24 protein-coding genes and 4 pseudogenes are annotated in these 26,430 nt (G+C 70.4%); 11 read left to right on the top strand and 17 right to left on the bottom strand.

Annotated features, from left to right (window positions below; translation table 11 throughout):
• Positions 1–132 precede the first annotated feature (132 nt).
• The 3 genes from M6G65_RS02465 to M6G65_RS02455 all read right to left on the bottom strand — a co-directional run bounded on the left by M6G65_RS02465 (position 133) and on the right by M6G65_RS02455 (position 3,800).
• Positions 133–1,158: an Hsp33 family molecular chaperone gene (locus M6G65_RS02465; protein WP_250103527.1), complete on the bottom strand. Its 1,026-nt coding sequence runs from the start codon at positions 1,156–1,158 to the stop codon at positions 133–135.
• A 303-nt stretch (positions 1,159–1,461) separates the two neighbouring features.
• The gene (gene argF, locus M6G65_RS02460; protein ID WP_250103526.1) at positions 1,462–2,442 is read right to left on the bottom strand and encodes an ornithine carbamoyltransferase; all 981 of its coding nucleotides are present in this window, start codon (positions 2,440–2,442) and stop codon (positions 1,462–1,464) included.
• Between the two features lie 167 nt (positions 2,443–2,609).
• Entirely contained in the window at positions 2,610–3,800 is a 1,191-nt protein-coding gene (locus tag M6G65_RS02455) for an aspartate aminotransferase family protein (RefSeq protein WP_238196533.1), read from the bottom strand.
• Positions 3,801–4,072: 272 nt separating this feature from the next.
• Here M6G65_RS02455 and M6G65_RS02450 point away from each other — a divergent pair, with 272 nt between their 5' ends.
• From M6G65_RS02450 to M6G65_RS02430, 5 genes and pseudogenes are all read left to right on the top strand, one after another.
• A complete protein-coding gene (locus M6G65_RS02450) occupies positions 4,073–4,546 on the top strand; it encodes a RidA family protein (protein ID WP_238196534.1) in 474 nt (157 codons plus the stop codon).
• A gap of 2 nt (positions 4,547–4,548) precedes the next feature.
• Positions 4,549–5,297 (top strand): annotated as a pseudogene (locus tag M6G65_RS02445) (glycerophosphodiester phosphodiesterase family protein).
• The gene (locus M6G65_RS02440) at positions 5,294–5,695 is read left to right on the top strand and encodes a lysozyme inhibitor LprI family protein (RefSeq protein WP_238196536.1); all 402 of its coding nucleotides are present in this window, start codon (positions 5,294–5,296) and stop codon (positions 5,693–5,695) included. The pseudogene M6G65_RS02445 and the gene M6G65_RS02440 overlap by 4 nt, the downstream one beginning before the upstream one ends.
• A 131-nt stretch (positions 5,696–5,826) precedes the next feature.
• Positions 5,827–7,032 (top strand): annotated as a pseudogene (locus M6G65_RS02435) (GNAT family N-acetyltransferase); the annotation flags it as partial.
• Between the two features lie 88 nt (positions 7,033–7,120).
• Positions 7,121–8,282 (top strand): annotated as a pseudogene (locus M6G65_RS02430) (M20 aminoacylase family protein).
• A 27-nt stretch (positions 8,283–8,309) separates the two neighbouring features.
• Here the strand turns inward: M6G65_RS02430 and M6G65_RS02425 are convergent.
• The 3 genes and pseudogenes from M6G65_RS02425 to modC all read right to left on the bottom strand — a co-directional run bounded on the left by M6G65_RS02425 (position 8,310) and on the right by modC (position 10,749).
• Positions 8,310–8,858 (bottom strand): TetR/AcrR family transcriptional regulator, encoded by a 549-nt coding sequence (locus M6G65_RS02425; protein ID WP_250103525.1) that lies wholly within the window; start codon positions 8,856–8,858, stop codon positions 8,310–8,312.
• A 5-nt stretch (positions 8,859–8,863) separates the two neighbouring features.
• Positions 8,864–9,349, bottom strand: a complete 486-nt coding sequence (locus M6G65_RS02420; protein ID WP_250103524.1) for a nuclear transport factor 2 family protein — start codon at positions 9,347–9,349, stop codon at positions 8,864–8,866.
• A gap of 297 nt (positions 9,350–9,646) precedes the next feature.
• Positions 9,647–10,749, bottom strand: a pseudogene (gene modC / locus M6G65_RS02415) (molybdenum ABC transporter ATP-binding protein).
• Between the two features lie 62 nt (positions 10,750–10,811).
• Between modC and M6G65_RS02410 the strand changes: the two are divergent.
• Positions 10,812–11,468, top strand: coding sequence for a glutathione S-transferase (locus M6G65_RS02410; RefSeq protein ID WP_250103523.1), 657 nt, complete (start codon positions 10,812–10,814; stop codon positions 11,466–11,468).
• Positions 11,469–11,742: 274 nt separating this feature from the next.
• On the opposite strand, the gene modB is transcribed toward M6G65_RS02410, so the two are convergent.
• The 3 genes from modB to M6G65_RS02395 all read right to left on the bottom strand — a co-directional run bounded on the left by modB (position 11,743) and on the right by M6G65_RS02395 (position 13,893).
• Positions 11,743–12,435: a molybdate ABC transporter permease subunit gene (modB, locus tag M6G65_RS02405; protein WP_238196543.1), complete on the bottom strand. Its 693-nt coding sequence runs from the start codon at positions 12,433–12,435 to the stop codon at positions 11,743–11,745.
• Positions 12,436–12,450: 15 nt separating this feature from the next.
• The gene (modA, locus tag M6G65_RS02400) at positions 12,451–13,266 is read right to left on the bottom strand and encodes a molybdate ABC transporter substrate-binding protein (RefSeq protein ID WP_238196544.1); all 816 of its coding nucleotides are present in this window, start codon (positions 13,264–13,266) and stop codon (positions 12,451–12,453) included.
• 483 nt (positions 13,267–13,749) lie between these two features.
• Positions 13,750–13,893, bottom strand: coding sequence for a hypothetical protein (locus M6G65_RS02395; protein WP_192708544.1), 144 nt, complete (start codon positions 13,891–13,893; stop codon positions 13,750–13,752).
• 272 nt (positions 13,894–14,165) lie between these two features.
• Here M6G65_RS02395 and M6G65_RS02390 point away from each other — a divergent pair, with 272 nt between their 5' ends.
• Complete coding sequence (locus tag M6G65_RS02390) at positions 14,166–15,086, top strand: 50S ribosomal protein L11 methyltransferase (RefSeq protein WP_238196545.1); 921 nt, start codon at positions 14,166–14,168, stop codon at positions 15,084–15,086.
• Positions 15,087–15,116: 30 nt separating this feature from the next.
• Positions 15,117–15,305: a ribosome modulation factor gene (gene rmf / locus M6G65_RS02385; protein WP_192708542.1), complete on the top strand. Its 189-nt coding sequence runs from the start codon at positions 15,117–15,119 to the stop codon at positions 15,303–15,305.
• A gap of 20 nt (positions 15,306–15,325) precedes the next feature.
• Here the strand turns inward: rmf and M6G65_RS02380 are convergent, their stop codons facing one another.
• Positions 15,326–15,511 (bottom strand): hypothetical protein, encoded by a 186-nt coding sequence (locus M6G65_RS02380; RefSeq protein ID WP_250103522.1) that lies wholly within the window; start codon positions 15,509–15,511, stop codon positions 15,326–15,328.
• A 211-nt stretch (positions 15,512–15,722) separates the two neighbouring features.
• Here M6G65_RS02380 and M6G65_RS02375 point away from each other — a divergent pair, with 211 nt between their 5' ends.
• Positions 15,723–17,561 carry an aminopeptidase P family protein gene (locus M6G65_RS02375; protein ID WP_250103521.1) on the top strand — a complete coding sequence of 613 codons (1,839 nt, stop codon included), beginning with the start codon at positions 15,723–15,725 and terminating at the stop codon, positions 17,559–17,561.
• Positions 17,562–17,681: 120 nt separating this feature from the next.
• A complete protein-coding gene (locus tag M6G65_RS02370; RefSeq protein WP_238196548.1) occupies positions 17,682–19,850 on the top strand; it encodes a protein-disulfide reductase DsbD family protein in 2,169 nt (722 codons plus the stop codon).
• A gap of 176 nt (positions 19,851–20,026) precedes the next feature.
• On the opposite strand, the gene phoB is transcribed toward M6G65_RS02370, so the two are convergent.
• The 6 genes from phoB to pstS all read right to left on the bottom strand — a co-directional run bounded on the left by phoB (position 20,027) and on the right by pstS (position 25,583).
• Positions 20,027–20,722 (bottom strand): phosphate regulon transcriptional regulator PhoB, encoded by a 696-nt coding sequence (gene phoB / locus M6G65_RS02365; RefSeq protein ID WP_250103520.1) that lies wholly within the window; start codon positions 20,720–20,722, stop codon positions 20,027–20,029.
• A gap of 187 nt (positions 20,723–20,909) precedes the next feature.
• Positions 20,910–21,629 carry a phosphate signaling complex protein PhoU gene (gene phoU, locus M6G65_RS02360; RefSeq protein ID WP_238196550.1) on the bottom strand — a complete coding sequence of 240 codons (720 nt, stop codon included), beginning with the start codon at positions 21,627–21,629 and terminating at the stop codon, positions 20,910–20,912.
• 109 nt (positions 21,630–21,738) lie between these two features.
• Positions 21,739–22,554, bottom strand: coding sequence for a phosphate ABC transporter ATP-binding protein PstB (gene pstB / locus M6G65_RS02355; RefSeq protein ID WP_238196551.1), 816 nt, complete (start codon positions 22,552–22,554; stop codon positions 21,739–21,741).
• 22 nt (positions 22,555–22,576) lie between these two features.
• Positions 22,577–23,467, bottom strand: a complete 891-nt coding sequence (pstA, locus tag M6G65_RS02350) for a phosphate ABC transporter permease PstA (RefSeq protein WP_238196552.1) — start codon at positions 23,465–23,467, stop codon at positions 22,577–22,579.
• Positions 23,468–23,479: 12 nt separating this feature from the next.
• The gene (gene pstC, locus M6G65_RS02345; protein ID WP_250103519.1) at positions 23,480–24,457 is read right to left on the bottom strand and encodes a phosphate ABC transporter permease subunit PstC; all 978 of its coding nucleotides are present in this window, start codon (positions 24,455–24,457) and stop codon (positions 23,480–23,482) included.
• Positions 24,458–24,542: 85 nt separating this feature from the next.
• Positions 24,543–25,583 (bottom strand): phosphate ABC transporter substrate-binding protein PstS, encoded by a 1,041-nt coding sequence (pstS, locus tag M6G65_RS02340; RefSeq protein WP_250103518.1) that lies wholly within the window; start codon positions 25,581–25,583, stop codon positions 24,543–24,545.
• Positions 25,584–25,816: 233 nt separating this feature from the next.
• On the opposite strand from pstS, the gene M6G65_RS02335 reads away from it, so the two are divergent.
• Positions 25,817–26,062 (top strand): hypothetical protein, encoded by a 246-nt coding sequence (locus tag M6G65_RS02335; RefSeq protein WP_238196555.1) that lies wholly within the window; start codon positions 25,817–25,819, stop codon positions 26,060–26,062.
• Between the two features lie 117 nt (positions 26,063–26,179).
• On the opposite strand, the gene M6G65_RS02330 is transcribed toward M6G65_RS02335, so the two are convergent.
• Positions 26,180–26,380: a hypothetical protein gene (locus M6G65_RS02330; protein ID WP_192708533.1), complete on the bottom strand. Its 201-nt coding sequence runs from the start codon at positions 26,378–26,380 to the stop codon at positions 26,180–26,182.
• Positions 26,381–26,430: the final 50 nt, after the last annotated feature.

Raw genomic sequence — 26,430 nt, 5'->3', positions numbered from 1 at the left:
AGGTCCGGAAACGGTTCGGGTCTGGCTCCTTAAAAATTCACGCAACGAATACGGGTATCAACGCGTTACGCGGACGAAGCTTGGCCGTAAGCGCTGGGTGATAGCCTCGCGCCCTCAGTCTCAGTTCGGTCTCTACTGCTTAGGCTGCTCGGCGATCTCGGCCTCGACCTCCTGCGGATCGAGGTCGTATCGACGAGAGCAGAATTCGCAGGTGATGACGATCCGCCCGTCATCCGCCACCATGTCGTGCCGCTCCTGCGGCGAGAACGAACGGATCATACCCATCACCCGCTCTCGGGAGCAGCGGCAGGTCTCGTGCACGGGCTGACGCTCGAAGACCCGCACCCCGCGCTCGTGGAACAGCCTGTAGAGCAGGCGCTCGCTTGAGACATTGGGGTCGGCGAGCTCGTGATCCTCGATCGTGGCGACCAGGGAGCGCGCCTCGACCCAGGCATCGTCCTCGGGCGCAGCGCCGGAGAGATGCGCGTGCCCCTCCGGGATGTCGCCCGGCGGCAGATCGGCGAGCCGGGCGCGGTCGACCGATTGCGGCAGGAACTGCACGAGCAGCCCGCCGGCCCGCCAGCGGCCCGCAATCTCGTCCACGGCCTCCGCCACGGCGAGGCGCACCTCCGTGGGGATCTGCTCCGACTGGCGGAAATACTGGTGGGCGGCCTCCTCCAGGCTCTGACCTTCCAGGGCGACCACGCCCTGGTAACGGCTGGCGGCCGTGCCCTGGTCGATGGTCATGGCGAGGTGACCCGTGCCGATCAGCTCGGAATCTTTGAGCGGGCCGGAACCCAGGGCCGCGACGCGCTCCGCATCGAACCGGGCGGTGGCGCGCAGGCGGTCGGGCGCCTCGAAATCGACCACGATCATCGCGACCGGGCCGTCGGTCTTGGTCTGGAGCTGGAACCGGCCCTCAAACTTGAGGGAGGAGCCGAGCAGCACCGTGAGCGCCGCCGCCTCGCCGAGCAGCCGGGCGACCGGGTCCGGATAGCCGTGGCGGCGCAGGATCGTGTCCACGGAATCGCCGAGCCGGACCACGCGCCCGCGCACGTCCAGAGCCTCCACGGCGAAGGGCAGCACGGCGTCGTCCTCGCCCGCGTGGCCATTGCCGGCGGTCTGGTGCTGCGGCTGAGATTGCGTTTCTGAGGTCATACCCTCTCCGATCGATGCGTCCGGCGCCCGCGGCGCCCTGCTCCCGGATCAGGCGGCCGTCCCGACAGGGCGCGGCCTCGTTCTCCGCACGGGCCGGGCGGGGTGAGGCGATGTCCCTGGCGGAGCGACCGAATCCCTCACCCCGCCCGGCCCGTGCGGGAAGGACGGCGCAGCACGCCACATCCGTCGCCGGGATGACCGCCTGTCGGCAGCCGTGATGGGGAGGCGGGCGGCGTGTGCCGCCCGCTGACGCCTATATGGGGCGCCGGCCCCACCAGCGCGAGACCGGGCGAGCCGCTCGGATCAGAGGCCGCCCGCGCCCAGGCACCAGGCCAGGATCCCCTTCTGCGCGTGCAGACGATTCTCGGCCTCGTCGAACACGACCGAGCTCGGGCCGTCCATGACCTCCGCCGTCACCTCCTCGCCGCGATGGGCCGGCAGGCAATGCATGAAGATCGCGTCCCGGTTGGCCGCGGCCATCAGCTTGGCGTTGACCTGATAGGGGCTCAGCAGGTTGTGGCGGTGGGCCTCGTCGTCGTCGCCCATGGACACCCAGCAATCCGTGACCACCGCATCGGCGCCGTCCACGGCCGCGAAGGCGTCCGTGGTGACGTTGAGGTCGGCGCCCTCCTGCTTGGCCCAGGCGAGCAGCGCGGGCGGCGGCGCGAGTTCGGGGGGACTCGCCACGTTGAGCGTGAAGTCGAGCCGCGCCGCCGCGTGGACCCAGCTGGCCAGCACGTTGTTGGAATCGCCCGACCACGCCACGGTCCGGCCCTTGATCGGCCCGCGATGCTCCTCGAAGGTCAGCACGTCCGCCATGATCTGGCACGGATGCGAGACCTTGGTCAGCGCATTGATCACCGGCACCGTGGCGTACTCGGCGAGTTCCAGCATCTGACCGTGGTCGAGGATGCGGATCATGATCGCGTCGGCGAAGCGGGACAGAACCTGCGCGGTATCGCCGATCGTCTCGCCGCGGCCGAGCTGCATCTCGGAGCCGGTGAGCATCAGGGTCTCGCCGCCGAGTTCGCGCATCGCCACGTCGAACGAGACGCGGGTGCGGGTCGAGGGGCGGTCGAACACCATCGCCAGGGTCTTGCCCGTGAGCGGCCGCTCGGTCGCGAGTTCGCCCTTGCGGCGGCGCGCCTTGATGGCGGCGCTGGCATCGAGGACCCGGCGCAGCTCCGCACCGGAGAAATCCTTGAGGTCGAGGAAATGGCGAGGGCCGGCACCGTTCAGGTGCGGGGCCGGGGCCTGGGCCCGGCCGTCAATCTGGGCTTTCATCGCGTCACGTTACCTAGAGTCTGCTCAACGATCACCTGATCATGAACCGCACTCTACCTCCTTGCAGGGGCGTCTCCGTCCGGCGCGGCGGGATCGCGCGCGCCCGGAAACGCTTCGAGCCGCCCCCCGCGGCGCGGGGACGGTGTTCTGAAATCCGGTCTCTGACCTTACTCGGCGGCTCCGCGCACGGCCTCGAAGCCGGACGCCGCCGCGTCGAGGCGCCGGACGGCCTCATCGATCTCGGCGTCGCCGATGGTGAGCGGCGGCAGGAGGCGGACGATGTTGTCGCCCGCTGGGATCACCAGGAGATGCGCGTCCCGGGCCGCGGCGGCGAAATCGGTGTTCGGCACGCCGAGCTTGAGCCCGAGCATCAGCCCCTCGCCGCGGATCTCCTCGAAGACGTGGGGGTGCCGGTCGCGCAGGGCGGCGAGCTTCTGCTTGAGGATGAGGCCAGATCGGGCGACGCGCTCCAGGAAGCCCTCTTCCAAGACGACGTCGAGCACGGCGTTGCCCACCGCCATGGCGAGCGGGTTGCCGCCGAAGGTGGTGCCGTGCGTGCCGGCAGTCATGCCGCGGGCCGCCTCTCGGGTCGCGAGGCAGGCGCCGAGGGGGAAGCCGCCGCCGATTCCCTTCGCGACGCTCATGATGTCCGGGGTGATGCCGGACCATTCGTGGGCGAACAGACGCCCGGTGCGGCCGACGCCGGTCTGGACCTCGTCCATGATCAGCAGGAGACCGTTGGCGTCGCAGATCTCGCGCAGCCGGCGCAGATCCGCATGGGGGATCTCCCGCACGCCGCCCTCGCCCTGGATCGGCTCGATCATCAGCGCGGCCGTCTCGGGGCCGATCACCGCCTCGAGCGCCGCCCAGTCGCCGGCCGGGACCTGATCAAAACCCTCCACCTTGGGCCCGAAGCCCTCGATGTATTTCTGCTGGCCGCCGGCCGCGAGAGTCGCCAGCGTGCGCCCGTGGAAAGCGCCCGCGAAGGTAACGATCCGGAACCGCTCGGGCTGGCCGCCGGCGGCGTGATACTTCCGGGCGATCTTGATCGCCGCCTCGTTCGCCTCGGCCCCCGAGTTGCAGAAGAACACCACGTCCGCGAAGGTCGCGTCGACCAGGCGCTGCCCGAGGCGCTCGCCGCCGGGAATCTGGAACAGGTTCGAGGTGTGCCAGATCTTGGCCGCCTGCTCGGTCAGGGCGTTGACCAAGTGCGGATGGGCATGGCCGAGTCCGTTGACCGCGATACCGGCACCGAAGTCGAGATATCGCTCGCCGCCCTCCGTCACGAGCCAGGCGCCCTCGCCGCGCTCGAAGGCGAGCGGCGCGCGGACGTAGGTCGGCAGAAGGGCTGACGTCACGGGTCCCATCTCCGTTTCAGGCAAAAGTCGCGGAGCAAGCGTAGCCGGCTCCAAATGAAAGTGCCGCCTCAGTGATGGGCGGCACGCGCGCGATTACTATGAAAGAGGCCGGCGCTGTCAACGTTTCTATGCTCGGCGCGCGCGCGCGGCTGCTCTGCGCGACACCGTCAAACCGCTGATGACCCGATCGTTCAGCCGGTCTTTTTCCTTGCGCGGCGGGGGGCGGCCATGCTCCAGCCTCGGGCGGATTTCAGTCAGCGAGGGAGATCGCGATGAGCACGGTCAAGGAACGCCTGGAGGCTCTGGGCCTCGCCCTGCCGAAAGCGGCGGCGCCGGTGGCGAACTACGTGCCGTTCGTGCGCACGGGCGCGCTCGTGGTGATCTCCGGCCAGATCTGCTTCGGCACGGACGGCAAGCTCGCCGCCGAGCACACGGGCAAGGTCGGCGGCAACGTCTCGGCCGAGGCCGGCAAGGCGGCCGCCCGGCTCTGTGCCCTCAACGTGCTCGCCCAGCTCGAGGCCGCGGTGACCGACCTCGACCGCGCGGTGGTCCAGTGCGTGCGGCTCGGCGGCTTCATCAACGCGGCGCCGGGCTTCTCGGCGGTGGCCGGCGTCATGAACGGCGCCTCCGACCTGATGGTCGAGTTGCTCGGCGATCGCGGGCGTCACGCCCGCTCGACCGTCGGCGTGGCGGAGCTGCCCCTCGACGCTGCCGTCGAGGTCGAGGCCATGTTCGAGGTCCGGTAGCCATGGCCGCGCCCGACTGGCTCACCGCACGGCCGATCGCCCATCGCGGGCTTCATGACCGCGCGGCGGGCCGGCCGGAGAACACCCTGGCGGCGGCCCGGGCGGCGGTGGCCGGCGGCTTCGCCATCGAGTGCGACGTGCAATTGAGCGCCGACGGCGAGGCGATGGTGTTCCACGACGCCGCCCTCGGGCGTCTGACGGAGGCGAGCAGATCGGTCGCGTCGAAATCCGCGGCCTCGCTCGGGCGCCTCGGGATCGCCGGCTCCGCCGAGACGATGCCGACGCTATCGGCCTTCCTGGCGGCGGTGGACGGCGCCGTTCCGGTGGTGATCGAGGTCAAGTCCCGCTACGACGGCGACCTGCGGCTCGCCACCCGCGCCGCCGACGTCGCGGCGGCCTACACGGGCCCGGTGGCGCTGAAATCCTTCGACCCGCAGATCGTCGCGGCCCTGCGGGACCTCTGCCCGCCGACGGTCCCGCGCGGAATCGTGGCGGAGACCACGCAGGACGACCCGATCTACGCGGCGCTCCCGCCGAGCGCCCGCCGGCTTTGTCCAACCTCCTGCACTTCGCCGAGTCGCGGCCGGATTTCCTGTCCTGGCGCGTCGGCGACCTGCCCTGCGCGCCGACGTATCTGTGCCGGCTACTCGGCCGGATCCCGGTGATGACCTGGACGGTCCGGACCGAGGATCAGCGCGCCCGTGCGGGCACGCATGCGGACCAGATGGTGTTCGAGGGGTTCGTGCCGTGAAGCGAAGGCTGTTCGTCGGCCTCACGGCGTTCCTGATCACCGCCGGACCGGCCACGGCGGACGATCCCTGCACCGGCGCGACCCAGATGGATCTGAACGCCTGCGCCGGGGCCGCGTACGACCGCGCGGATGCGACGATGAACCAGGCGTATACCCGGCTGATGAAGCAGATCAGCCCCAGGGCGAAGGACGGTTTGCGCGTGGCACAGAAGGCGTGGCTGCCGTTCCGGGACGCGAGCTGCGCCCTGGAGGCGATGGGCGTCGAGGGCGGCTCCATGCAGCCGCAGGTCCGCGCGGACTGCCTGGCGCGTGTCACAGCCGCGCGAACTTCGGTGCTGAACGGGTATCTAACCTGCAGCGAGGGCGACGTCTCCTGCGTCGGCCGGTTCAGCGAGTGAGGCGCCTGGGCTTCGTCGTCGGCCAAAGGATGTGAAAGCGGTTTCGTTAGGCGCCCGGTTGAAAGGCTGCCATCGCCGCCGCGCGCATCCGCCCGCTTGCTCCGCTCCGGACACCGGCTAGACTCTCGCTCATGAAGCAAGCACCCGGGCCGATGCCGGAGACCCCCACGCTCACCGTGCGGGCGCTGCCCGGATTGAAGGACATCGGCGCGGCGGAATGGGATGCCTGCGCCTTCTCCCCCGAGACCCTGGCGGCCGGCGACGAGACGCATAACCCTTTCGTGTCGCACGCGTTCCTGTCGGCCCTGGAGGATTCGGGCTGCGTCTCCCGCAGGACCGGCTGGCTGCCGCTCCACGTCTCCGTGGAGCGCGACGGCGCGCGCCTCGGCGTGGTGCCCTGCTATCTGAAGACGCACAGCCAGGGCGAGTACGTGTTCGACCACGGCTGGGCCGATGCCTACGAGCGGGCCGGCGGCGAATACTACCCCAAGCTCCAGGTGAGCGTGCCGTTCACCCCCGTGACCGGCCCGCGCTTCCTGATCGCCCCGGGCGCCGATCCCGATGAGGCCACCGCCGGCCTCGTCGCGGGCCTGCGGGCCCTGCGGGCCGAGACCAAGGCCTCCTCGATCCACGTCACCTTCATGCGCGAGGCCGAGTGGAACCGGGCCGGCGCAGCGGGTTTCCTGCAGCGCACCGACCAGCAGTTCCACTGGCAGAACGACGGCTACGGGCGCTTCGGCGACTTTCTCGCCGCCCTGGCCTCGCGCAAGCGCAAGACCATCCGCAAGGAGCGCCGCGACGCGCTCGCACCCGGCATCTCCGTGGAGCACCTGACCGGCGCGGACATCACCGAGGCGCACTGGGACGCGTTCTACGCCTTCTACACCGACACGGGCTCCCGCAAGTGGGGGCGGCCCTACCTCAATCGCCGGTTCTTCTCGCTCCTGTCCGAGCGGATGGCCGACCGCGTGCTGCTGGTAATGGCCAAGCGCAACAATGCCTACATCGCCGGCGCGATCAACCTGATCGGCGACACGGCGCTCTACGGGCGCAACTGGGGCTGCATCGAGGATCACCCGTTCCTGCACTTCGAGGTCTGCTACTATCAGGCGATCGATTTCGCGATTGCCCGCGGCCTGAAGCGCGTTGAGGCGGGCGCCCAGGGCGAGCACAAGCTCGCCCGCGGTTACCGGCCGGTCCTGATGCACTCGGCCCACGACATCGCCGACCCGGCCCTGCGCCGCGCCGTGGCCGATTACTTGCAGCGGGAACGCGCCCACGTCGCCGAGGCGGTCGACGTCCTCGACACGCTGACGCCGTTCCGGCGTACGGATGAGGGCGGCGCCTGCGACGGCGCGGCGCGTCCCGAGGCCCCGCCTCCGAAGACCGTCCCTTCCAAGACATCACCCCCGAGAGTTCCGAGACATGAGCCCGATCGACCACATCAAGACCTATGCCGACGAGCTGACGGCCCTGCGCCGCGATCTGCACGCCCATCCGGAGCTCGGCTTCGAGGAGGTGCGCACCGCCGGCATCGTGGCCGATCTCCTCGAGAAATTCGGCTGCGAGGTGCATCGCGGCGTCGGCGGCACCGGGGTGGTGGGCCTGCTCAAGGGCCGCACCGACAACGGGAAACGCATCGGCCTGCGCGCCGACATGGACGCCTTGCCCATCGAGGAGGAGACCAACCTCCCCTACCGCTCGACCTATGCCGGCAAGATGCACGCCTGCGGCCATGACGGGCACACCACGATGCTGGTCGGCGCGGCCCGCTACCTCGCCGAGACCCGCGACTTCGACGGCACCGCGGTGTTCGTGTTCCAGCCGGCCGAGGAAGGCCGCGGCGGCGCCCGGGCCATGCTGAAGGACGGGCTGTTCGAGCGCTTCCCCTGCGACGAGATCTACGGGCTGCACAACCAGCCCGGCGGCGGCCACGGCATGATCAAGCTCCGGCCCGGGCCGATCATGGCGGCGGCCGACTTTTTCGACATCCATATCCGCGGCAAGGGCATCCACGCGGCCCAGCCGCATCGCGGCGTCGACCCGATCATCATCGCCACCGGGCTCGCTCAGGCGCTCCAGTCGATCGTCTCGCGCAACGCCGACCCGCTGAAGTCGATCGTGCTGTCGATCACCCGGATCGAGGCGGGCTCCGCCTACAACGTGATCCCGGAGACGGCGCATCTCGCCGGCACGATCCGCACCTTCGACAAGGAAATCCGGGCGCTCGCCGGTACCCGCATGCGCGAGCTGGCGGCGGGCTTCGCTGCCGCCTACGGCGCCGAGGTCACGGTCGACCTGCAGGACGTGTTCTCCGTGCTGGAGAACGCGCCCGAGCAGGCGGCGGCGGCCACGGAGGTCGCCACCGAGCTGTTGGGGGCCGACAAGGTCGAGGCGAACGTCGTCCCCAAAATGGGCAGCGAGGATTTCGCCGACATGACCATGGCGGTGCCCGGTGCCTATGTCTGGCTCGGCGCGAATCCCGGCCCGGGCCTGCACAATGCCGGCTACAACTTCGGACGACTCGATCATCCCGATCGGCAGCGCTTTCCTAGCGCGGATGGTCGAGCGCCGCACGGCCGCCTGATCAACGGGCGCAGGATCGTCGCGGCGCTCAGATCGCGGCGACCCTGGCCCTCAGGGCGGTCATCGCTCGGCTGAAGAGCGCGGGCTCGCCGAGGGCCCGCGCCAGGACGATCGCCCCCTGGATCTGGGCGACGACCTCCTCCGCCAGAGCGACGCTCGCCGCGTCGTCCCGGCCCGATCGCTTCAGGGCATCGGCCAGCGCCGCCACCCAGCGCGCGAAGTAGCTTTGCACCGCCTCGGCGAAGCGCTCGCGCTCCGAGCCGAGCGCCACCACGCCCACGAGGCAGACCCGCCGGCCGGAGCGGAAATATGCCTGGACGGCGTCGAACATGGCCGACACCGCCTCGGCCGGCGGGTCCGCCTCGCGAAGCGGCGCGTACAGGTTGGCCTCGAACCACGCGTCGATCTCGGCCAGCACGCAGGCCGCCATCTCGGCTTTCCCGCCGGGGAAGAGGTTGTACAGGCTGCCCTTGCCCAGCCCGGTTGCACGGCTGATCAGCGCCAGGCTGGCGCCCTCATAGCCGTGCTCGCGAAACACCTCCGCCAGCACGGGGAGCAGCCCGGCCCGACCGGCCACAGCCGTCAGAGGCCGAGATCGCTGAGGCCCGGATGGTCGTCGGGGCGGCGGCCCAGCGGCCAGTGGAACTTCCGTTCCGACTCCTCAATCGAAAGGTCGTTGATGCTGGCGATCCGCCGCCGCATCAGGCCGTGCGCGTCGAACTCCCAGTTCTCATTGCCGTAGGACCGGAACCAGTGTCCCTCCGCGTTGTGCCACTCATAGGCGAAGCGCACCGCGATGCGGTCGCCCCCGAAGGTCCAGAGCTCCTTGATCAGCCGATAATCCAGTTCCTTCGCCCATTTGCGCTGGAGGAAGGCGACGATGGCCTCACGGCCCGTGAAGAACTCGCTGCGGTTCCGCCAGACGCTGTCCGGCGTGTAGGCAAGCGACACGCGCTCCGGATCGCGCCCGTTCCAGGCGTCCTCGGCCATGCGGGCCTTCTGGGCCGCGGTCTCGGCGGTAAAAGGCGGAAACGGGGGCGGTCCGACATCGTGCTCATCCCTGCGCATGTTTGTACCGATCGGTACAAACATGCTCCGACTCGACCGCTCGCGTCAATTGGTTTGCCCTGTCGAGGGTGTGGTGCCGTGCGTGTCGACAGGCCGGCGGAACGGTGCAAATCTGGCCCTGTCGTGCCGCGGGCCAACGCGCGCCGGGACCGGAGGGGAGCCATGTCGCCGGAAATACGGGAGTCGCGCGCCGCTCTCATTCTGCTGGCGGCCTCGGTCGGTGCGGTCTTGATCTTCGGTGCCTTCACGCTGCTGACGCAGCTCGGCTAGACCGGGAGCGGTCGGCGCGGCTTGCGTTCAGATCGCGACGGGGGGCTTCAGCGTGCCGATCCCCGCGGGATCGAAGGCCGCGCTCTTGATGATCGCGTAGACAGGGCTGTCCGGCACGAGACCGAGTTCACGCACCGCCGCCGCGGTGAGGCGCGCGGCGAGCGGCGCCCCTTTGCAGTCGATCTCCACCAGGATCTCCGTGCCGGACGGTGTCAGCGCGCTGACACGGCCCGCGAGGATGTTGCGCGCGCTGAGGCCTCGAGGACGCTCGGTGGCGACCAGGACGTCCCGGGCCGGGATACGCACCCGCAGGCGCGCCCCCGGCGCGCGCGCCGGTCCAGGCACCAGCAGCTGGCCCGCGGCTCCGGTCAGGCGCGTCAGGCCCGTCTCCGGATCTCGGTCCGCCACGACCATGTCGAGCAACGCGCCGGCCTCGGCCTCGTGGATCGGCACGAGGTCGGCGCGGCGCAGGATCGCCTCCGCGGGGCCGGCGGCAGCTACGCGCCCCGCCTCCAGCACGACCACCGTGGTGGCGAGCCGCGCCACCTCCGAGACGGCGTGGCTGACATAGACGATCGGCACCCCGGCCTCGTCGCGCAGGCGCTCGATATAGGGCAGGATTTCGGCCTTGCGGGCCTCGTCCAGCGCAGCCAGCGGCTCGTCCATCAGCAGGAGGCGGGGCTGGGCGAGCAGCGCCCGGCCGATCGCGACCCGCTGCCGCTCGCCCCCGAGAGCCCCGCCGGCTGTCGGTCGAGAAGATGGCCGATACCGAGCATCTCGGTCACCGACGCGAAGGCCGCCGGATCAGGCCGGTGCCGCGCGAAGACGCGGCCGTAGCCCAGATTGGTCCGCACGCTCAGATGCGGGAACAGCCGTGCATCCTGGAAGACGACACCGACGCGGCGCCGATGCGGCGGCAGGAACAATCCGGCGGCGGTATCGACCAGCGCGGCGCCGTCGACCGCGATCCGGCCCCGGTCCGGCCGGGCGAGCCCGGCGATCAGGTCGATCAGCGTCGTCTTTCCCGAACCCGAGCGCCCGAACAGGGCGGTGAGCCCCGGCCCGGCCGCGAAGGCGGCCTCAAGGGCGAAGGCCCCGCGCCGAAGCTGGACGTCGACTTGGATGCTCACGCGGAGCGACTCGCGTAACAGGGGGCGCGGCGCGCTCCGGCGCCGGTCCGGACGCGCGCGCCATGATCACGGTCCACCATCTCGAGAACAGCCGCTCGCAGCGCGTGCTCTGGCTCTTGGAGGAACTCGGCCTGCCCTACCGGGTGCAGCGCTACGCCCGCGACCCGCGGACCCTGCGCGCCCCGCCGGACCTCGTCGCCGTCCACCCGCTGGGCAAGTCGCCGGTGATCACGGAGGACGGGACGGTGATCGCCGAGACCGGCGCGATCGTGACGTATCTCACCGGCAGGACCGGCGGCGCGCTGGTGCCCGCCCCGGGGACGGAGGCGCATGCGCGCTACGTCTACTGGCTGCATTACGCCGAAGGGTCGGCAATGCCGCCGCTTCTGCTCAAGCTGATCTTCTCCCGTTTGGCCCCCAGCAGCCCGTGGCTGCTGCGTCCCCTGGTGAGCCGGATCGCCGGGCGCGTGCTCCAGGGTTTCGCCGATCCGGATCTGCGCCGGCACGCGGCCTACTGGGAGACGGAGCTCACCGGCCAGCCGTATTTCTGCGGAACGGATTTCACCGCCGCCGACATCATGATGAGCTTCCCGCTGGAGGCCTTCGCGGCGCGCGGCACAGGGGCCGGGCCGCAGGCCGAGGCATGGCTCGCGCGCATTCACGCCCGCCCGGCCTATCAGCGCGCGCTGCAGGCGGGCGGTCCCTACGCGTACGCCTGAAGCCGTGTCGGCTGGCGCGATCACCGCGTGTCCGCTCGTCAATCCGGGACGCCGCCGGTGAGACCGAAATCTTGATGCGCGGCCGGTGCTCAGCCTTGGCGCGTCGGCGGCTCTGGATCCCGGGATCCGCGCCGCAGCCCCGGGATGACGGAGGTCTGCGCCTGCCGCGCCAACGATCGGCCGAAGGACAGCATTGCGGGCTCCCTGCCTTCCGGACGTACGCTGGATGGTCCGGGATCGCACCTCCGACGGGCAGCGGATCGATGCCGTCATGTCAGCCCGCTCCCAGCCGCCGCGCTGCCCGGGCCGCCAGGAACTCGGACACGAGCAGCGCCGTCACAGATAGGGCGATCGAGATCAGGGTGAGGCGCAGGGCCGGCCCCTCGCCGCCGGGGACCTGCGTCAGCGTGTAGATGGCCGACGGCAGCGTCTGAGTCTCCCCCGGGATGTTGGACACGAAGGTGATGGTCGCGCCGAATTCGCCCATCGCCTTGGCGAAGGCCAGCACGGCCCCCGCGATGCAGCCGGGCAGGCTCAGCGGCACGGTCACGGTCAGGAACACCGCGAGCGGACTCGCGCCCAGGGTTGCCGCCGCCTGCTCCAGCCGCCGGTCCACCGCCTCGATCGACAGCCGCATCGCCCGCACCATGAGGGGAAACCCCATGATCGCGCAGGCCAGCGCGGCCCCGGTCCAGCGGAACGAGAAGACGAGGCCGATCTCGGCGAGCGCGCTGCCGAACAGGCCACGTCGGCCGAAGGTCAGCAGCAGCAGGTAGCCGGTGACTACGGGAGGCAGGATCAGCGGCAGGTGGACCAGCCCGTCGAGGAGCGCGCGGCCGGGAAACCGGCGCCGGGCGAGCAGCCACGCCACGGCGAGGCCCGGACCCAGGCTCGCGAGCGTCGCCACCGCCGCCACCCGCAGGCTCAGGGCGACGGCGGTCCATTCCTCCGGGGTGAAGCCGAGCACGGCGGCGCGGCGACGCTACCGGCCGGCGCTCTGCGCCCCGATGACCGTGAAGCCCTGGCGCTCGAAGGCGCCCCGAGCCCCCGGGCCGCGCAGGTAGGTCAGCAGGGCGGCGGCGTCCGGGTTGTGCGAATCCTTGAGAAGGGCGGCGGGATAGACGATCGGCGGATGGCTGTCGGAGGGGAAGGTCGCCTCCACGTGGACGCTCGGATCGGCGGCCGCATCCGTGGCGTAGACGATGCCGAGCGGAGCCTCGCCGCGGGCGACGAGCAGCAGGGCGGCGCGCACGTTCTCGGCCTGCGCGACCTGCCCTTTCACCGCATCCCAGGCGCCGAGCTTCTCAAGGGCGGCCTTGCCGTACTTGCCGGCCGGGACGGCATCGATGGTCGCCATGGCGAGCTTCCCGCCGCCGAGCACGCGCGACAGCGTGGTCCCGAGATCCGGCGCCAGGGCGATCCGCGGATCCGAGCCCGGGTTCTGGGGGCCGGCCGCGATCAGCACCAGCGCGTTGCGCAGGAGATCGAAGCGGGAATCCGGCTCCAGCAGCCCCGCCTGCTCGACATAATCCATCCAGGCCTGGTCCGCCGAGATGAACAGGTCCGCCGGAGCGCCCGCCTCGATCTGCTTCGCCAGGGCATTCGAGCCCGCATAGGAGATCCGGGCGGTCTTGCCGGTCTCCTTCGTCCAGGCGGCCGAAGCCGCGTCCAGCGCGTTCTTCAGGCTCGCCGCAGCGAACACCACGACGGGCTCGCCCGCGCGAGCCGGCGGGGCCGTGGGAACGAGCGCCAGCGTGCCGAGGACGAGGGCGGCCACGATCCGTCGGGTCAGGCGCATGCGGTGACTATCCCTGTCGCAACCCGTTATATCCGGCCGGGTACGACGGTGATCATAGAGAGGCCCGTCCACGCGGCCAAGGGCGGCCGCACAGGCCCGCGGCGGGCTCAGCCGTGCTGGGGCTCGGGACGGTCCTTCGGGGCCGCTTCGGCGCGATGCAGACGGCTGAGAAGAACGAGGAGGTGACCCGGCAGCGGCCCGTCCGGCGCGGGCCCGCCGAAGATCCGCTCGCGCGGCCTGGAAGGCGCGGACGTATCGTTGACGACCACGGGCCCGCGGGGGCCGGAACGCCTGGACTTGGTCACGCTGTACGCACCCTGCTCAATCGTGATTCACGGAAAAAGCCGGCAAAAACGTCGGTCCAGGCAGCGGGTTCCGCACGCCTTCGAAGATCCTATGGTTAACGCGTGAACACAGTGCCGCATTCCTGGGCGTTCGCCGTTCCGAATCGCGACGACACGCCTGGGCTCCCGATGCCCGTCGTCACCAGGTCCGGATGTCGCGCCGCTCGGTCGGCTCGGCCTCCGCCAAGCTGGTCATGTCGGCCGCCACAAGCAACGCCCAGAGTGTCGCCACACCGGTGGTGACCAGCGCGACGGCCACGCTGATGAGGAAAGGCGAGTTCATGGGCGTCGTGTCATCTGGCAAAACTGGCGCGCCGGGTCGCGAAAATCGGCGCGCCTGAGTTGAGGGTCTGGCTTTGGGAGAGCCGGAACTGTTTAAGCACACCGATTGGCTCCGGACACTGATTTAGGTGCGCGAACTCACAAGTATTGCAGGCTGTGTCTGGCTGGCCACAAGCGGTCGTGCCCTGGGGCAAGGGGTGTGTCAGGCCGCCGCCGGATTTTTTCGCGTCCGCCTCTGGGATGTGGCGCGTCCCGGCGTTACAGCCCAGAACCATGCTCGAAGGCTTGCCGCCCCACCGCCCGTCCCACGTCCTGCGCCTGCTGACCGACGAACGCTCGGCCCGGGCCATGACCGATCTGCTGGGCGAGATGTTCGACCCGACCGAGACCGCAGTGGCGGCCTTCGAGGATGAGGACGGACGCACGTGGCGGCTCGAAGCCTACTTCGCCGACGAACCCGACGAGGATTACGTCCGTGCCCTGATCCGGCCGGTGATCGGCGATGCCGCCGACGCGGCCGAATTCCGCACGATCGCGCAGCAGGATTGGGTCCGCGCCTCGCTGGAGGGGCTGAAACCCGTCCGCGCCGGGCGCTTCGTCGTCCACGGCTCGCACGATCGCGACACGGTACGGGCGAACGACCTGCCCATCGAGATCGAGGCGGCCCTGGCCTTCGGCACGGGCCATCACGGGACGACGCTGGGCTGCCTCCGGGCTCTGGTCTCCGAGCTGAAGCGGCGGCGTCCGGCCCACGTCTTGGACGTCGGCACGGGCACCGGCATCCTCGCCTTTGCCGCCGCCAAGGCCTTGCGGCAGCCGGTGGTGGCGGGCGATCTCGACGCCGAGGCGGTGCGCACCGCGCGCGAGAACGCCCGGGCCAACGGCCTCGGCCCCTATCTCAAGCTCTACCAGGGGCCGGGGGTGCGCCATCACCTCGCGGACCGGCCGCGGCACTTCGACCTGGTCTTCGCCAACATCCTGGCGCGGCCCCTGCGGCTGCTTGCCCCGACCCTGGCGGGCGTGGTCGCCCCGGAAGGCGTCCTCGTCCTGTCGGGCCTGATCGAGCGCGACGTGTCCGGCGTGCTCTCAGCCTACCGGGCTCAGGGCTTCTCGCTCGTACGCCGCGGCCTGATCGAGGGCTGGGTCGCCCTCGTCCTGATGCGGGGCGGTGCGGCCCGACGCCCGCGGCGCTGAACCGGAGACAGGCCGCCGCGTTTTCCTGGCATGAGCCAGACGTCGCTCCACCACCCGCCGGCGGATCCGATCACGGAAGGCGCCCGCGCGCGGGCCCAGGGCCGACCGAAGGACGCCTGCCCCTATCCGGCGCATTCGGCGGCGCGCACGGCCTGGCTTGAGGGCTATGACGGCGCGCCGGTCGACCGCGCGCCTGATTTGCCGGTCAGAAACGGTTGATCGGAACTGCGCCGCAGATCCTACTGCCGCGCCGTGCGCAATCGCCCAGCGGATGTCGGCCCCTGCGGCTGCGTATCCGGCTGAGATGCCGGCTCGATCCCATCCGCCTGCGCCACCGGCGCGCCGAGCGCCGCCATCAGAACGCGCAGGCCTTCGATCCACTCCTCGAGTTCGGCGAGAGATTCGAAGCCGTCGCGGCGGACCACTGTGTCCGGCTCGAGATCGTCACGACGGCGTCGAAGCGGCCGTCCGCTCTGTCGCTGATCCGATAATAAACACGGCGGGGCATGCCTCAGGAATAAGCCAAATTCGGCTGCGTGATAAGATTGCTCGCGATTTTTAATCCCAAAATTAGCATGTGCCGCTTCGATTGCTGCGCAGTTGCGAGCCGGGTCCGGCGGGCGCTAGGCTCGCCCCATGACCGAACTCGACCCGACCGCACCGCGCCGGCGCTTCCAGACCTTCGACGATCCGAGCCATCGCAAGGGGCCTGAGCGCATCGAGGCCCTGCGCGCAGCCCTGCGGGAGACCGGCCTCGACGGCTTCGTCGTGCCGCGGGGCGACGAGCACCAGTCGGAATATGTCCCCGCCGATGCCGAGCGTCTCGCGTGGCTGACCGGCTTCACCGGCTCGGCCGGCACCGCCGTGATCCTGATGGAATCCGCGGCGCTGGTGGTGGACGGCCGCTACACCTTGCAGGCGCCCGAGCAGGTCGACACCGGCCTGGTGACGGTCGTGCCGCTCGCCGAAACAACGGCCGAAGGCTGGATCGGCGCCAACCTCAAGCGCGATCAGGTGCTCGGCTACGATCCCTGGCTGCACACGCCCGACGGGCTCGCGCGGCTTGAGCGCGCGGTCACGAAGGCGGGCGGTACGGTGCGGGCCGTGCCGAACCTCGCCGACGCGGTCTGGGCCGGACGGCCGAAGCCGGCCGCCGGGCCGGTGGTCGTCCAGCCGGACGCGCTTGCAGGCGAGACGGCCGCCGACAAGCTCGCCCGGGTGCGCGCGGCCCTTGCGGAGGGCGGCTGCGATGCCCTCGTGATCTCCGACCCGCACAATCTCGCCTGGGTGTTCAACCTGCGCGGTTCGGATGTCGGGCATACGCCGCTCGCGCTCGGCTACGCGATCCTGCCGCGCGCGGGCGCGGCGCTGCTGTTCCTGGTCTCGCCGAACGTCGATCCGGCCCTGCGCGCGGCGCTGGCCCCGATCGCCGGGATTCTGCCCCGATCGGACCTCGATGACGGGCTGGCCTCCCTGGCCGGCGTGCGCGTCCGGCTGGACGCCGCGACCGGGGCGGTCGCCCTCAAGGAGAAGATCGAGGCGGCCGGCGGCACCGCCGATGTCGGCAAGGACCCAATCACCGCCATGAAGGCGGTCAAGAACGCCGCCGAGGTGGCGGGCGCGCGCGCCGCCCATATCCGCGACGGGGCGAGCGTCGTGCGCTTCCTGGCCTGGCTCGACGGGGCGGCCGCGTCCGGCGGCGTGACCGAGATCGCCGCGGTCGAGGCGCTGGAGGATTTCCGCTCCGCTGGCGGCGACCTGCGCGACGTCTCGTTCCCGACGATCTCGGGCTCCGGCCCGAACGGGGCGATCGTCCATTATCGGGTCACCCGCGCCAGCGACCGGACGGTCCGGCCCGGCGAGCTGTTCCTGATCGATTCCGGCGCGCAATACCCGGACGGCACCACCGACATAACCCGCACGGTCGCGGTGGGCGAGCCGAGCGCCGAGATGCGCGACCGCTTCACCCGGGTGCTCAAGGGCCATGTCGCCATCGCGCGCGCGGTCTTCCCGACCGGCACGACCGGCGCGCAGATCGACGCCTTCGCCCGGGCGCCGCTCTGGCAGGCGGGGCTCGATTTCGATCACGGCACCGGCCACGGGGTCGGCGCCTTCCTGTCGGTGCATGAGGGTCCGCAGCGCATCGCCAAGACCGGCACGGTGCCGCTGGAGGCCGGCATGATCCTGTCGAACGAGCCCGGCTACTACGCGAGCGGCGCCTACGGCATCCGGATCGAGAACCTCGTGCTGGTGGAGCCCCGTCCGATGTCCGGAGGCGAGCGGCCGATGCTCGGCTTCGAGACCCTGACGCTTGCCCCTTACGACCGGCGGCTGATCGAGCCGGCTCTCGCCGACCCGGGAGAGCGCGCCTGGATCGACGCCTATCATGCGCGGGTCCGCGAGACCCTGGCGCCCGGCCTCGACGCCGAGGCGTGCGCCTGGCTGGAGCGTGCCACTGCGCCGCTCCCGGCCTGACGTCGCGGCCTGCCGCCACAAGCGCCTTCCGTGCTAAGCGGTTCGGATACGGAATAGCCCGCGCCGGGCCGGACATCGCCGCGCGTGAAACCGCGCCGGCCCTGCGCGCGAAGGAACAGCATGATCCGTCGCCTCGCCTTCCTGATCCTGGCTCTGGCCGCAGGCCTCTCGGCCGCGGCGGCGCAGGGTCTGCAATCGAGCTTCCGCACGCCGCCGGACCTTGTGCGGTCGAGCCTGGTGGCCGAGCCTGTCGCGGTGGCGGGTGCGCAGCCGTTCACCCTCGCCGTGCGCATGGAGGTGAAGCCCGGCTGGCACGTCTACTGGCGCAATCCGGGCGATTCCGGCCTGCCGCCGGAGGTGACCTGGACCCTGCCGGCGGGGTTCAACGCCGGGGCGCTCCGGTGGCCGGCGCCGGAGCGCATCCCGATCGCCACGCTGATGAACTACGGCTACGAGGGCGAGGTCACGCTCCTAGTGCCGGTCACCCCGCCGCCGAGCCTCGATCCGGCCGACCCGGTGCAAATCCGGGCGAAGCTCACCTATCTCGTCTGCGAGACCGAGTGCGTGCCGGGCTCCGCCGACCTCGCGCTGACGCTGCCGGTGGCCGAGCCCCGGCCCGATCCGGACAACGCCGCCCTGTTCGCCCGCGCCCGGGCCGCCCTGCCCGTCCCGCCGCTCTGGCCGCTGCATCTCGCAAGTCAGGGCGACACGCTGCGGCTCGATTTCGCGGCAATGGGCCTCAAGCCGGATTCGGTCCGGAACGCCGCGTTCTTCCCCTATTCCGAGACGGCGATCGACAACGCCGCCGCGCAGGTGATGTCGGTCGATGAGACCGGCCTGCATCTCACCCTCGCCCGCAGCAGCCCGACCGAGCCGGCGCCCGCCGCGCTGCCGGGCGTGCTCACTCTCGAGGAGGTCACTGAGGCCGGTCCCCGCCGGCTCGCCTTCGCGTATGGCGACGAGCCGGTCCTGCCGACGGCGGCTCCGGCCATCACGCCGGAAGCGCCCGCGGCACGGGCGATCGCGCCCGATGTCGACGCGCTGACGCTCGCGACCGCGGCGGCCTTCGCGTTCCTCGGCGGCCTGATCCTCAACCTGATGCCGTGCGTCTTCCCGGTCCTGTCGATCAAGGTTCTCGGCCTGATCCGGCATGCCGGCGAGAGCCCCGGTCGCCTCCGCCTCCACGGCCTGGCCTACACCGCCGGCGTGCTGGCGAGCTTCCTGGGCCTCGCAGCGCTGCTGATCGCCCTGAAGGGCGGCGGGGCGGCGATCGGCTGGGGCTTTCAGCTGCAATCGCCGATCGTGGTGGCGGGGCTGGCCTATCTGCTGTTCGCGATGGGCCTCAGCCTGTCGGGGGTCGTCCATGTCGGCGGCCGGCTTGCCGGCCTCGGCGACGGCCTCGCCCGGCGCGCGGGCCTGAGCGGCTCGTTCTTCACGGGCGTGCTCGCGACGCTCGTGGCCACGCCCTGCACGGCGCCGTTTATGGGCTCGGCGGTGGGCTTCGCGCTGACCCAGAGCGCCGGCGTGGCGCTCGCGGTATTCGCGAGCCTCGGCCTCGGCCTCGCCCTGCCCTTCCTGGCGCTGACCCTCTGGCCGCCGGCCCTGCGGGCGCTGCCGCGGCCCGGCGCCTGGATGGAGGTCCTCAAGCAGATCCTGGCCTTCCCGGTCTACGCGACGGTGGCGTGGCTGGTCTGGGTGCTGGCGCAGCAGGTCGATCCGCGCGGGCTGCTGGCGGCGCTGATCGGGCTGGTTCTGGTCGGCTTCGCCGCCTGGGCCTGGGAGCGTGGACGCGCCGCCGCGCCCCGCACCGGTCGAATCGCCCAGGCCGCCGCAATCCTGGCGATCGTCACCGTCGCGGCGCTCGCCGTGACCCTCCCGCAGCAGCGCACGCTCCCGTCGGCGCAGGCTGCTGCCGACGGGATCGTGCCGTTCACGCAGGCGCGCCTCGACGCGCTGGTGAGCGCCCGCCGCCCGGTCTTCATCGATATGACGGCGGCGTGGTGCATCACCTGCGCGGTGAACGAGGCGACCTCGCTCAACACCAAGGCCGTGCGGGCGGCGATGGCGGAGCGCGGCGTGACCTACATGAAGGGCGATTGGACCAACCAGAATCCCGAGATCACCCGCCTGCTGGAGAAGTACGGGCGCAGCGGCGTACCGCTCTACCTGCTCTATGCCGGGACCGGGGAGCCCCAGGTGCTGCCGCAGATCCTGACTGAGGGAACGGTTCTGGCGGCGCTGGATGCGGTCCCGGCCTCGTCCGGCCGGAGTGCTGCGCTGGCCCGCTGAGCCTTTCTGGGATCCGAGCCCCTAATGCATCAACGCGCGGTCGCCGTCTTTGCGAGCGGAGCGAAGCAATCCAGCAGCGCCACGCCGACCGGCCGCGCGCCGCTCCGGTACACGTCGATGCGCGCGACGACAGTGCGCCGGACCGAAGTTCGTTTCGGAGAGCCCGTGCGGCCGCCTCACGCCTCCAGCGAGAAGGTCTCGCCGAAGGCGTAGCCCGAGCCGCGGACCGTGCGAATCGGATCGGCCTGGCGCGGGCCGTTCAGCGCCTTGCGCAGGCGCCCGACATGCACGTCCACGGTGCGCTCGCCGATGTAGACGTCATGGCCCCAGACCCCGTCGAGGAGCTGCTCGCGGGAGAAGACCCGGCCCGGGGCCAGCATCAGGAATTCCAGCAGCCGGAACTCGGTCGGGCCGAGATGCAGCTCCTCGCCGCCGCGGCGGACGCGGTGGCCGGTCCGGTCGAGTTCGAGATCGCCGGCGGCCAGCCGATCCGAGCTGTGGGCAGGCTTGGCCCGGCGCAGCAGCGCGCGGATCCGGGCCAGCAGCTCCGGCACGGAGAACGGCTTGACGATGTAGTCGTCGGCGCCCGTGCCGAGACCGCGGATCCGGTCGCCCTCCTCGCCGCGGGCAGTGAGCATGATCACCGGCAGCCGCTCGGTCTCCCGGCGCGCCCGGATCCGGCGGCAGAGCTCGATCCCCGAGAGGCCGGGCAGCATCCAGTCGAGCAGGACGAGATCGGGAATCCGCTCGGCCAGGAGCAGCTCCGCATCGTCGCCGCGGGCCGCCGAGTCGGCGAGGAAGCCCTCGGCCTCAAGGTTGTAGCGCAGCAGCGTGGTCAGCGCCTCCTCGTCCTCGACGATCAGGACTTGCATGCTCACGTTCGAAGACCCGTTCCCGAGGCGGCGCCACACGGCCTGCCGACACCCCGACGCGCATCGGAGCGGACTGCAGGCGGAGGGTGCGGGAGGCGCCGCTCAGCCTCAACCCGCACCCTCCGATTTTCCGACCGCGCCCCACAGGAGAGCGCGCAGGCCGGCGCGTGAAATCAGGCCGGCCCGCCTACGGAGCCTGCACCCCGTCCACGGTCGCGTAGTTCGACGCGTCGTTCTTCGGCCGGTCGCCCGCCAGCGTCTCGCCGGTGGCGAGGTAGTGGATCGTCTCGGCGATGTTGGTGGTGTGGTCGCCGATCCGCTCGACGTTCTTGGCGCAGAACAGCAGATGCGTGCAGAACGAGATGTTGCGCGGATCCTCCATCATGTAGGTCAGGAGTTCGCGGAACAGGGAATTGTACAGGGCGTCGATCTCGCCGTCGCGCTCCCAGACATCGTGGGCCGCCCGGACGTCGCGGCTCGCGTAGGCGTCGAGCACGTCCTTGAGCTGTCCCTCGGCGAGGTCGCTCATGTGGCGGACACCGAGCACGATCTTCTGGGCCGGCGCCTGGTCGGAGATCGCCACCACCCGCTTTGCGACGTTCTTGGCGAGGTCGCCGATCCGCTCGAGATCGCCTGAGACGCGAATGGCCGAGATGGTCTCGCGCAGGTCGATCGCCAGGGGCTGGCGCCGGGCGATCAGCAGGACCGCGCGCTCCTCGATATCCCGCTGCAGCGCGTCGAGCCGCTTGTCGGCGAGGATCACCGCCTGGGCGAGCGTGTCGTCCCGGCGCACGAGAGCGTCGGTCGCCTCCGCGGTCATCTTCTCGGCGACGCCGCCCATCTCCGAGATCGAGCGACGCAGGTTCTCCAGGTCGGTGTCGTAGGAGGTGACGATATGGCCGGGCATGGCGGATCCTTCGATGGGGTCCCGGGGACGGCCCTCCGGGAGGCTTGCGGGATCCGCCGGCGCGCTGGAGACGCGAGCGGCGGCCCCGAGACCGGAGCGGCCCGGCAGACTAGCCGAAGCGGCCGGTGATGTAGTCCTGCGTGCGGCGTTCCGTCGGGTTCATGAACATCCGGTTGGTCGGACCGAACTCGACGAGCTGTCCCAGATACATGAAGGCGGTGAACTGCGAGATGCGCGCCGCCTGCTGCATGTTGTGGGTGACGATCACGATGGTGAACTCGTCGCGCAGCTGCTCGATCAGCTCCTCGATGCGGCCCGTGGAGATCGGGTCGAGGGCCGAGGTCGGCTCGTCGAACAGGATCACCTCCGGCTTCTGCGCCACCGTCCGGGCGATGCACAGGCGCTGCTGCTGGCCACCCGAGAGGCCCGTGCCCGGCTGGCGGAGCTTGTCCTTCACCTCGTCCCAGAGGGCGGCCTTGCGCAGCGATTCCTCGATGCGGCCGTCGAGCTCGGACTTCGGCAGCTTCTCGTAGAGGCGCAGGCCGAAGGCCACGTTGTCGTAGATCGACATCGGGAACGGCGTCGGCTTCTGGAACACCATGCCGATGCGCGAGCGCAGCTCGTTCAGGTCGACCGAGGGGCTGAGGATGTTCTCGCCGTCGAGCAGGATCTCGCCCTCGGCCCGCTGCTCCGGATAGAGGCTGTAGATCCGGTTGAAGCAGCGCAGCAGGGTGGACTTGCCGCAGCCGGAGGGGCCGATCAGCGCCGTGACCTGCCGGTCGTGGAAGTCGAGGTTGACGTCCTTCAGGCCGTGGAAGCTGCCGTAGTAGAAGTTCAGGTCCTTCACGGCGATCCGCACGGGGCCGGCCTCGTCGGCGCGGTTGCGGTTGAGCTCGACCGTGGGGATCGCGGAGGCGGCGTTCATCGTCGTGTCCTCGAAAGGGGTCTCAGCGCGAGGTCTGCGGCTTGATCACGAGGCGCGCGATGATCGACAGCACCAGGATGGTCGCGGTGATCAGGAGCGCGCCCGCCCAGGCGAGCCCCTGCCAGTTCGGATAGGGCGACAGGGCGAACTGGTAGATCATCACCGGCAGGTTCGCGACGCCGCCCATCAGATTGGCGGAGAACCAGGAATTGTTGTTGAGCGCCGTGAACAGCAGCGGCGCGGTCTCGCCGGCGATGCGCGCCAGCGCCAGGATGATGCCGGTGACGATGCCCGCCGAGGCCGCGCGCCAGGTCACGCTGGTGATCACCGTCGAGGGCGGCGCCCCGAGGGCCGCGCCGGCTTCCCGCAGAGTGCCGGGGACGAGGCGCAGCATGTCCTCAGTGGTGCGCACGATCACCGGCACGGCGATGATCGCGAGCGCCACGCCGCCGGCCCAGCCCGAATAGGTCCCCATCGGCCGTACCATCAGCGTGTAGACGAACAGCCCGATCAGGATCGACGGCGCCGAGAGCAGGATGTCGTTGAGGAACCGGATCAGCGCCGCGAGCTTCGAGCCGCGCCCGTACTCGGCCAGATAGGTCCCCGCCATGACGCCGATCGGCGTCGCGATCAGGATGCCGATCCCGGTCAGAACGAGGCTGCCGAGGATCGCGTTCGCGATGCCGCCGCCCTCGGAGCCCGGGCCCGGGGTCGGGTTGGTGAACAGGGTCGGCGTGAAGCCGCGCACGCCCTGGACGATCAGCATCACCAGGATCGAGCCCAGGACCAGGGCGCCCACCAGGGTCGCGCCGGTACAGGCGATCCGCAGGGCCCGGTCGGCGACGCGGCGGCCGTGGCGGACACGACCGGAACGGCGCCCGGTGGTCGTGGTGATCGTGTTGGAAGCGTCCATCGCGCGGGCTCCTCAGGCGGACTGGACGCGGCGCGTCAGCAGCCGGGCGATGATGAGCACCACGAAGGTGATCACGAACAGGATGCAGCCCAGCGCCATCAGGGCGTTCAGCTGGAGGCCGTCCGCCTCGTTGAACTCGTTGGCGATGCGCGACGCGATGGTGGAACTCGGGTCGAAGATCGAGGCCGAGAGGCGGTTGGCGTTGCCGACCACGAAGGTCACCGCCATCGTCTCGCCGAGGGCCCGGCCGAGCCCGAGCATGATCGCGCCGATGATCGAGACCGCGGCCTGCGGCACCAGCACGTGGCGCACGACCTCCCAGGTGGTGCAGCCGATGCCGTAGGCGCTCTCGCGTAGCACGGTGGGGATCTGGTCGAGCATGTCGCGGGCGATCGAGGCGATGAACGGCACGATCATGATCGCCAGGATGATGCCGGCGGTGAGCACGCCGACGCCGGACGGCACCCGGGCGTAGAACAACGTGCCGACGATCGGCATGCCTTCGGCGAGGTTCGAGACCGGGATCTGCACGAAGCGCGCGAAGAGCGGCGCGAACACGAACAGGCCCCACATGCCGTAGATGATGCTCGGCACGGCGGCGAGCAGCTCGATCGTCATGGCGACCGGCTTGCGCGCCCAGCCGGGGCAGAGCTGCGTCAGGTAGACCGCGATCCCGAGGGAGACGGGGACGCCGATCAGCAGCGCCAGGAAGGCGGAGGCGACGGTCCCGAGCACCGCGACCAGCGCGCCGTACTGCTCGGTCCCGACGTTCCAGGCGGCGGAGGTCAGGAAGCCGAAGCCGAACTCGCGGAAGGCGGGCCAGCCGCCGTACAGGATCGAGCCGAGGATGCCGGCGAGGACGAGAAGCACCAGCAGCGCGGCGGCATACGAGAAGGTCCGGAACAGGGTGTCGAGGCTCCGGCTCGGCGCCTTCCGCGCGGTCGCGGAACGGGTTCGGCCGAGGGCGATCGATTCTGTCAAAGCGGGCATCCGCGGTTCTCTGCGAAGGGTGGCGTGGTAGCGCGGTGCGTTCCCGGAAGCGAGGGAGGAGGTTGTCACCTCCTCCCGGCCACGCTCACATGTTGAAGACAGGCTTACCGTCCTTGCCCTTCACGTCTTTCCACTCCTGGTGGATGAGCTCGGCGACGTTGTCCGGCAGCGGCACATAGTCGAGATCGGTGGCGAGCTTGTCGCCGTTCTTGTAGGCCCAGTCGAAGAACCTGAGCACGTCGGCGGCCTTGGCCGGATCGGCCGCATCCTTGTGGATCAGGATGAAGGTCGCCGCCGTGATCGGCCACGCATCGTCGCCCGGCTGGTTGGTCAGCGAGATGCCGAAGCCCGGGGCGGCTTTCCAGTCGGCGCTCGCGGCCGCGGCCTGGAACGCCTTGTCGTCCGGCTGCGGGTACTTGCCGGCCTTGTTCTGCAGCAGGGCGTAGGAGAGCTTGTTCTGCTTGGCATAGGCCGACTCGACGTAGCCGATCGCGTTCGGGACCTGCTTCACGGTGGCGGTCACGCCCTCGTTGCCCTTGCCGCCCTGACCCACCGGCCAGGAGATCGTGGTGGCTGCGCCGTATTCCTTCTTCCAAGTGTCGGACGCCTGGGAGAGGTAGGTGGTGAAGATGTTGGTCGTGCCCGACGCATCCGAACGGTAAACCGGCGTGATGTTCGAATCGGGGAGCTTCAGCCCGTCATTGAGCTTCGCGATCCGCGGATCCGACCATTTGGCGATCTTGCCGGCGTAGATGTCGGCCAGGATGTCGCCGGTGAGCTTGAGCTTGCCCGGTTCGATCCCGGGGATGTTCACCACCGGCACGACGCCGCCCATCACGGTCGGGAACTGGACGAGGCCGTCCTTGGCGAGCTGCTCGGCCTTCAGCGGCGCGTCCGTGGCGCCGAAATCGACGGTCTTGGCCTGGATCTGCTTGATGCCGCCGCCGGAGCCGATCGACTGATAGTTGAGGCCCGAGCCGGTCTCCTTGCGGTAGGCTTCGGCCCACTTCGAGTAGACCGGGAAGGGGAACGTGGCCCCGGCTCCGGTGATGTCGGCGGCGAGCGCCGCGGACGCCAGCTGAACCGTCGCGAGGCCGACGGCGAGCGCGTAAGCGAAGGGTCTCAAGGGATTCTCCGTTGCCGTCGGGCAAGAGCCTGCGCCGCTCCGCCGGCAAGCCCATGCCCGCGGCAGAGCTCTGCGGCCGATCTTCCGAAGAGACCCAGCGCCGGCCGCCCGATGGCTGGGCGGTTACGACAGAGAGATGACACCGGGATGACACCGCAGCCGCAAGTCGAGCGGCACGGTTCATCGACCTCGTGCGTTCAATACCGGCAATCGTACCGGAAGGATGTCGGATCGTGGGCGGCGAGGAGGTCGAGGCAGCGACGGAAGCCGATCCAGCCTGGCTTGCCCTGCATGCCGAGCGGGAAGCCCTGGAGCGCGCCCTGACGCTGGCGCAGGCGCGCCAGAAGTTCAGCACCGATCCTGGAACGGCCGCACAGGCGCGGGTCGAGGAATCGGAACTGCTGGTCAACCTCGATCGGGTGCTGACCTTGATTCGGGCTGCCGAGTATCGCCGGAGGCCCGGTTCGCGCCGCTGGTAGTCGGTTTCGCACGAAGCCGGGCTTTCCGACGACGCGAATGCAGGTTCATCGAACGCTTGCGCGGTTCAAGATGAACTCAAAGTCGCCGGCCTGAGTCAGTCAGGCCGAATCGGACGCTTAGCTCGCCCGGCGGAGTTCGCGCTCCTTCTGGCGCAGGCGCAGAAGCAGCTCGACATGGGTGTCGGTGATCGGCTGGGTATCGACACTGCCCTCGTAGACCGTCCGGAGCGTGAGCCCGAGCTGTCGCGTGTCGATCGACTGCTTGAGCGTCTGGCCTGCGCGCAGGTGCCCATCGGACGCGACCATGGACGGCTTCATCGCTCCCTCCCCCGCCCTGCCGCCGAAACCTTCCGCGGCGCCAGGACGAT

It is taken from the genome of Methylobacterium tardum (assembly GCF_023546765.1).
Lineage (GTDB): Bacteria > Pseudomonadota > Alphaproteobacteria > Rhizobiales > Beijerinckiaceae > Methylobacterium > Methylobacterium tardum.
Note: the sequence above shows the minus strand (reverse complement) of the source record. Positions and strands in the feature narration are given on the sequence as shown.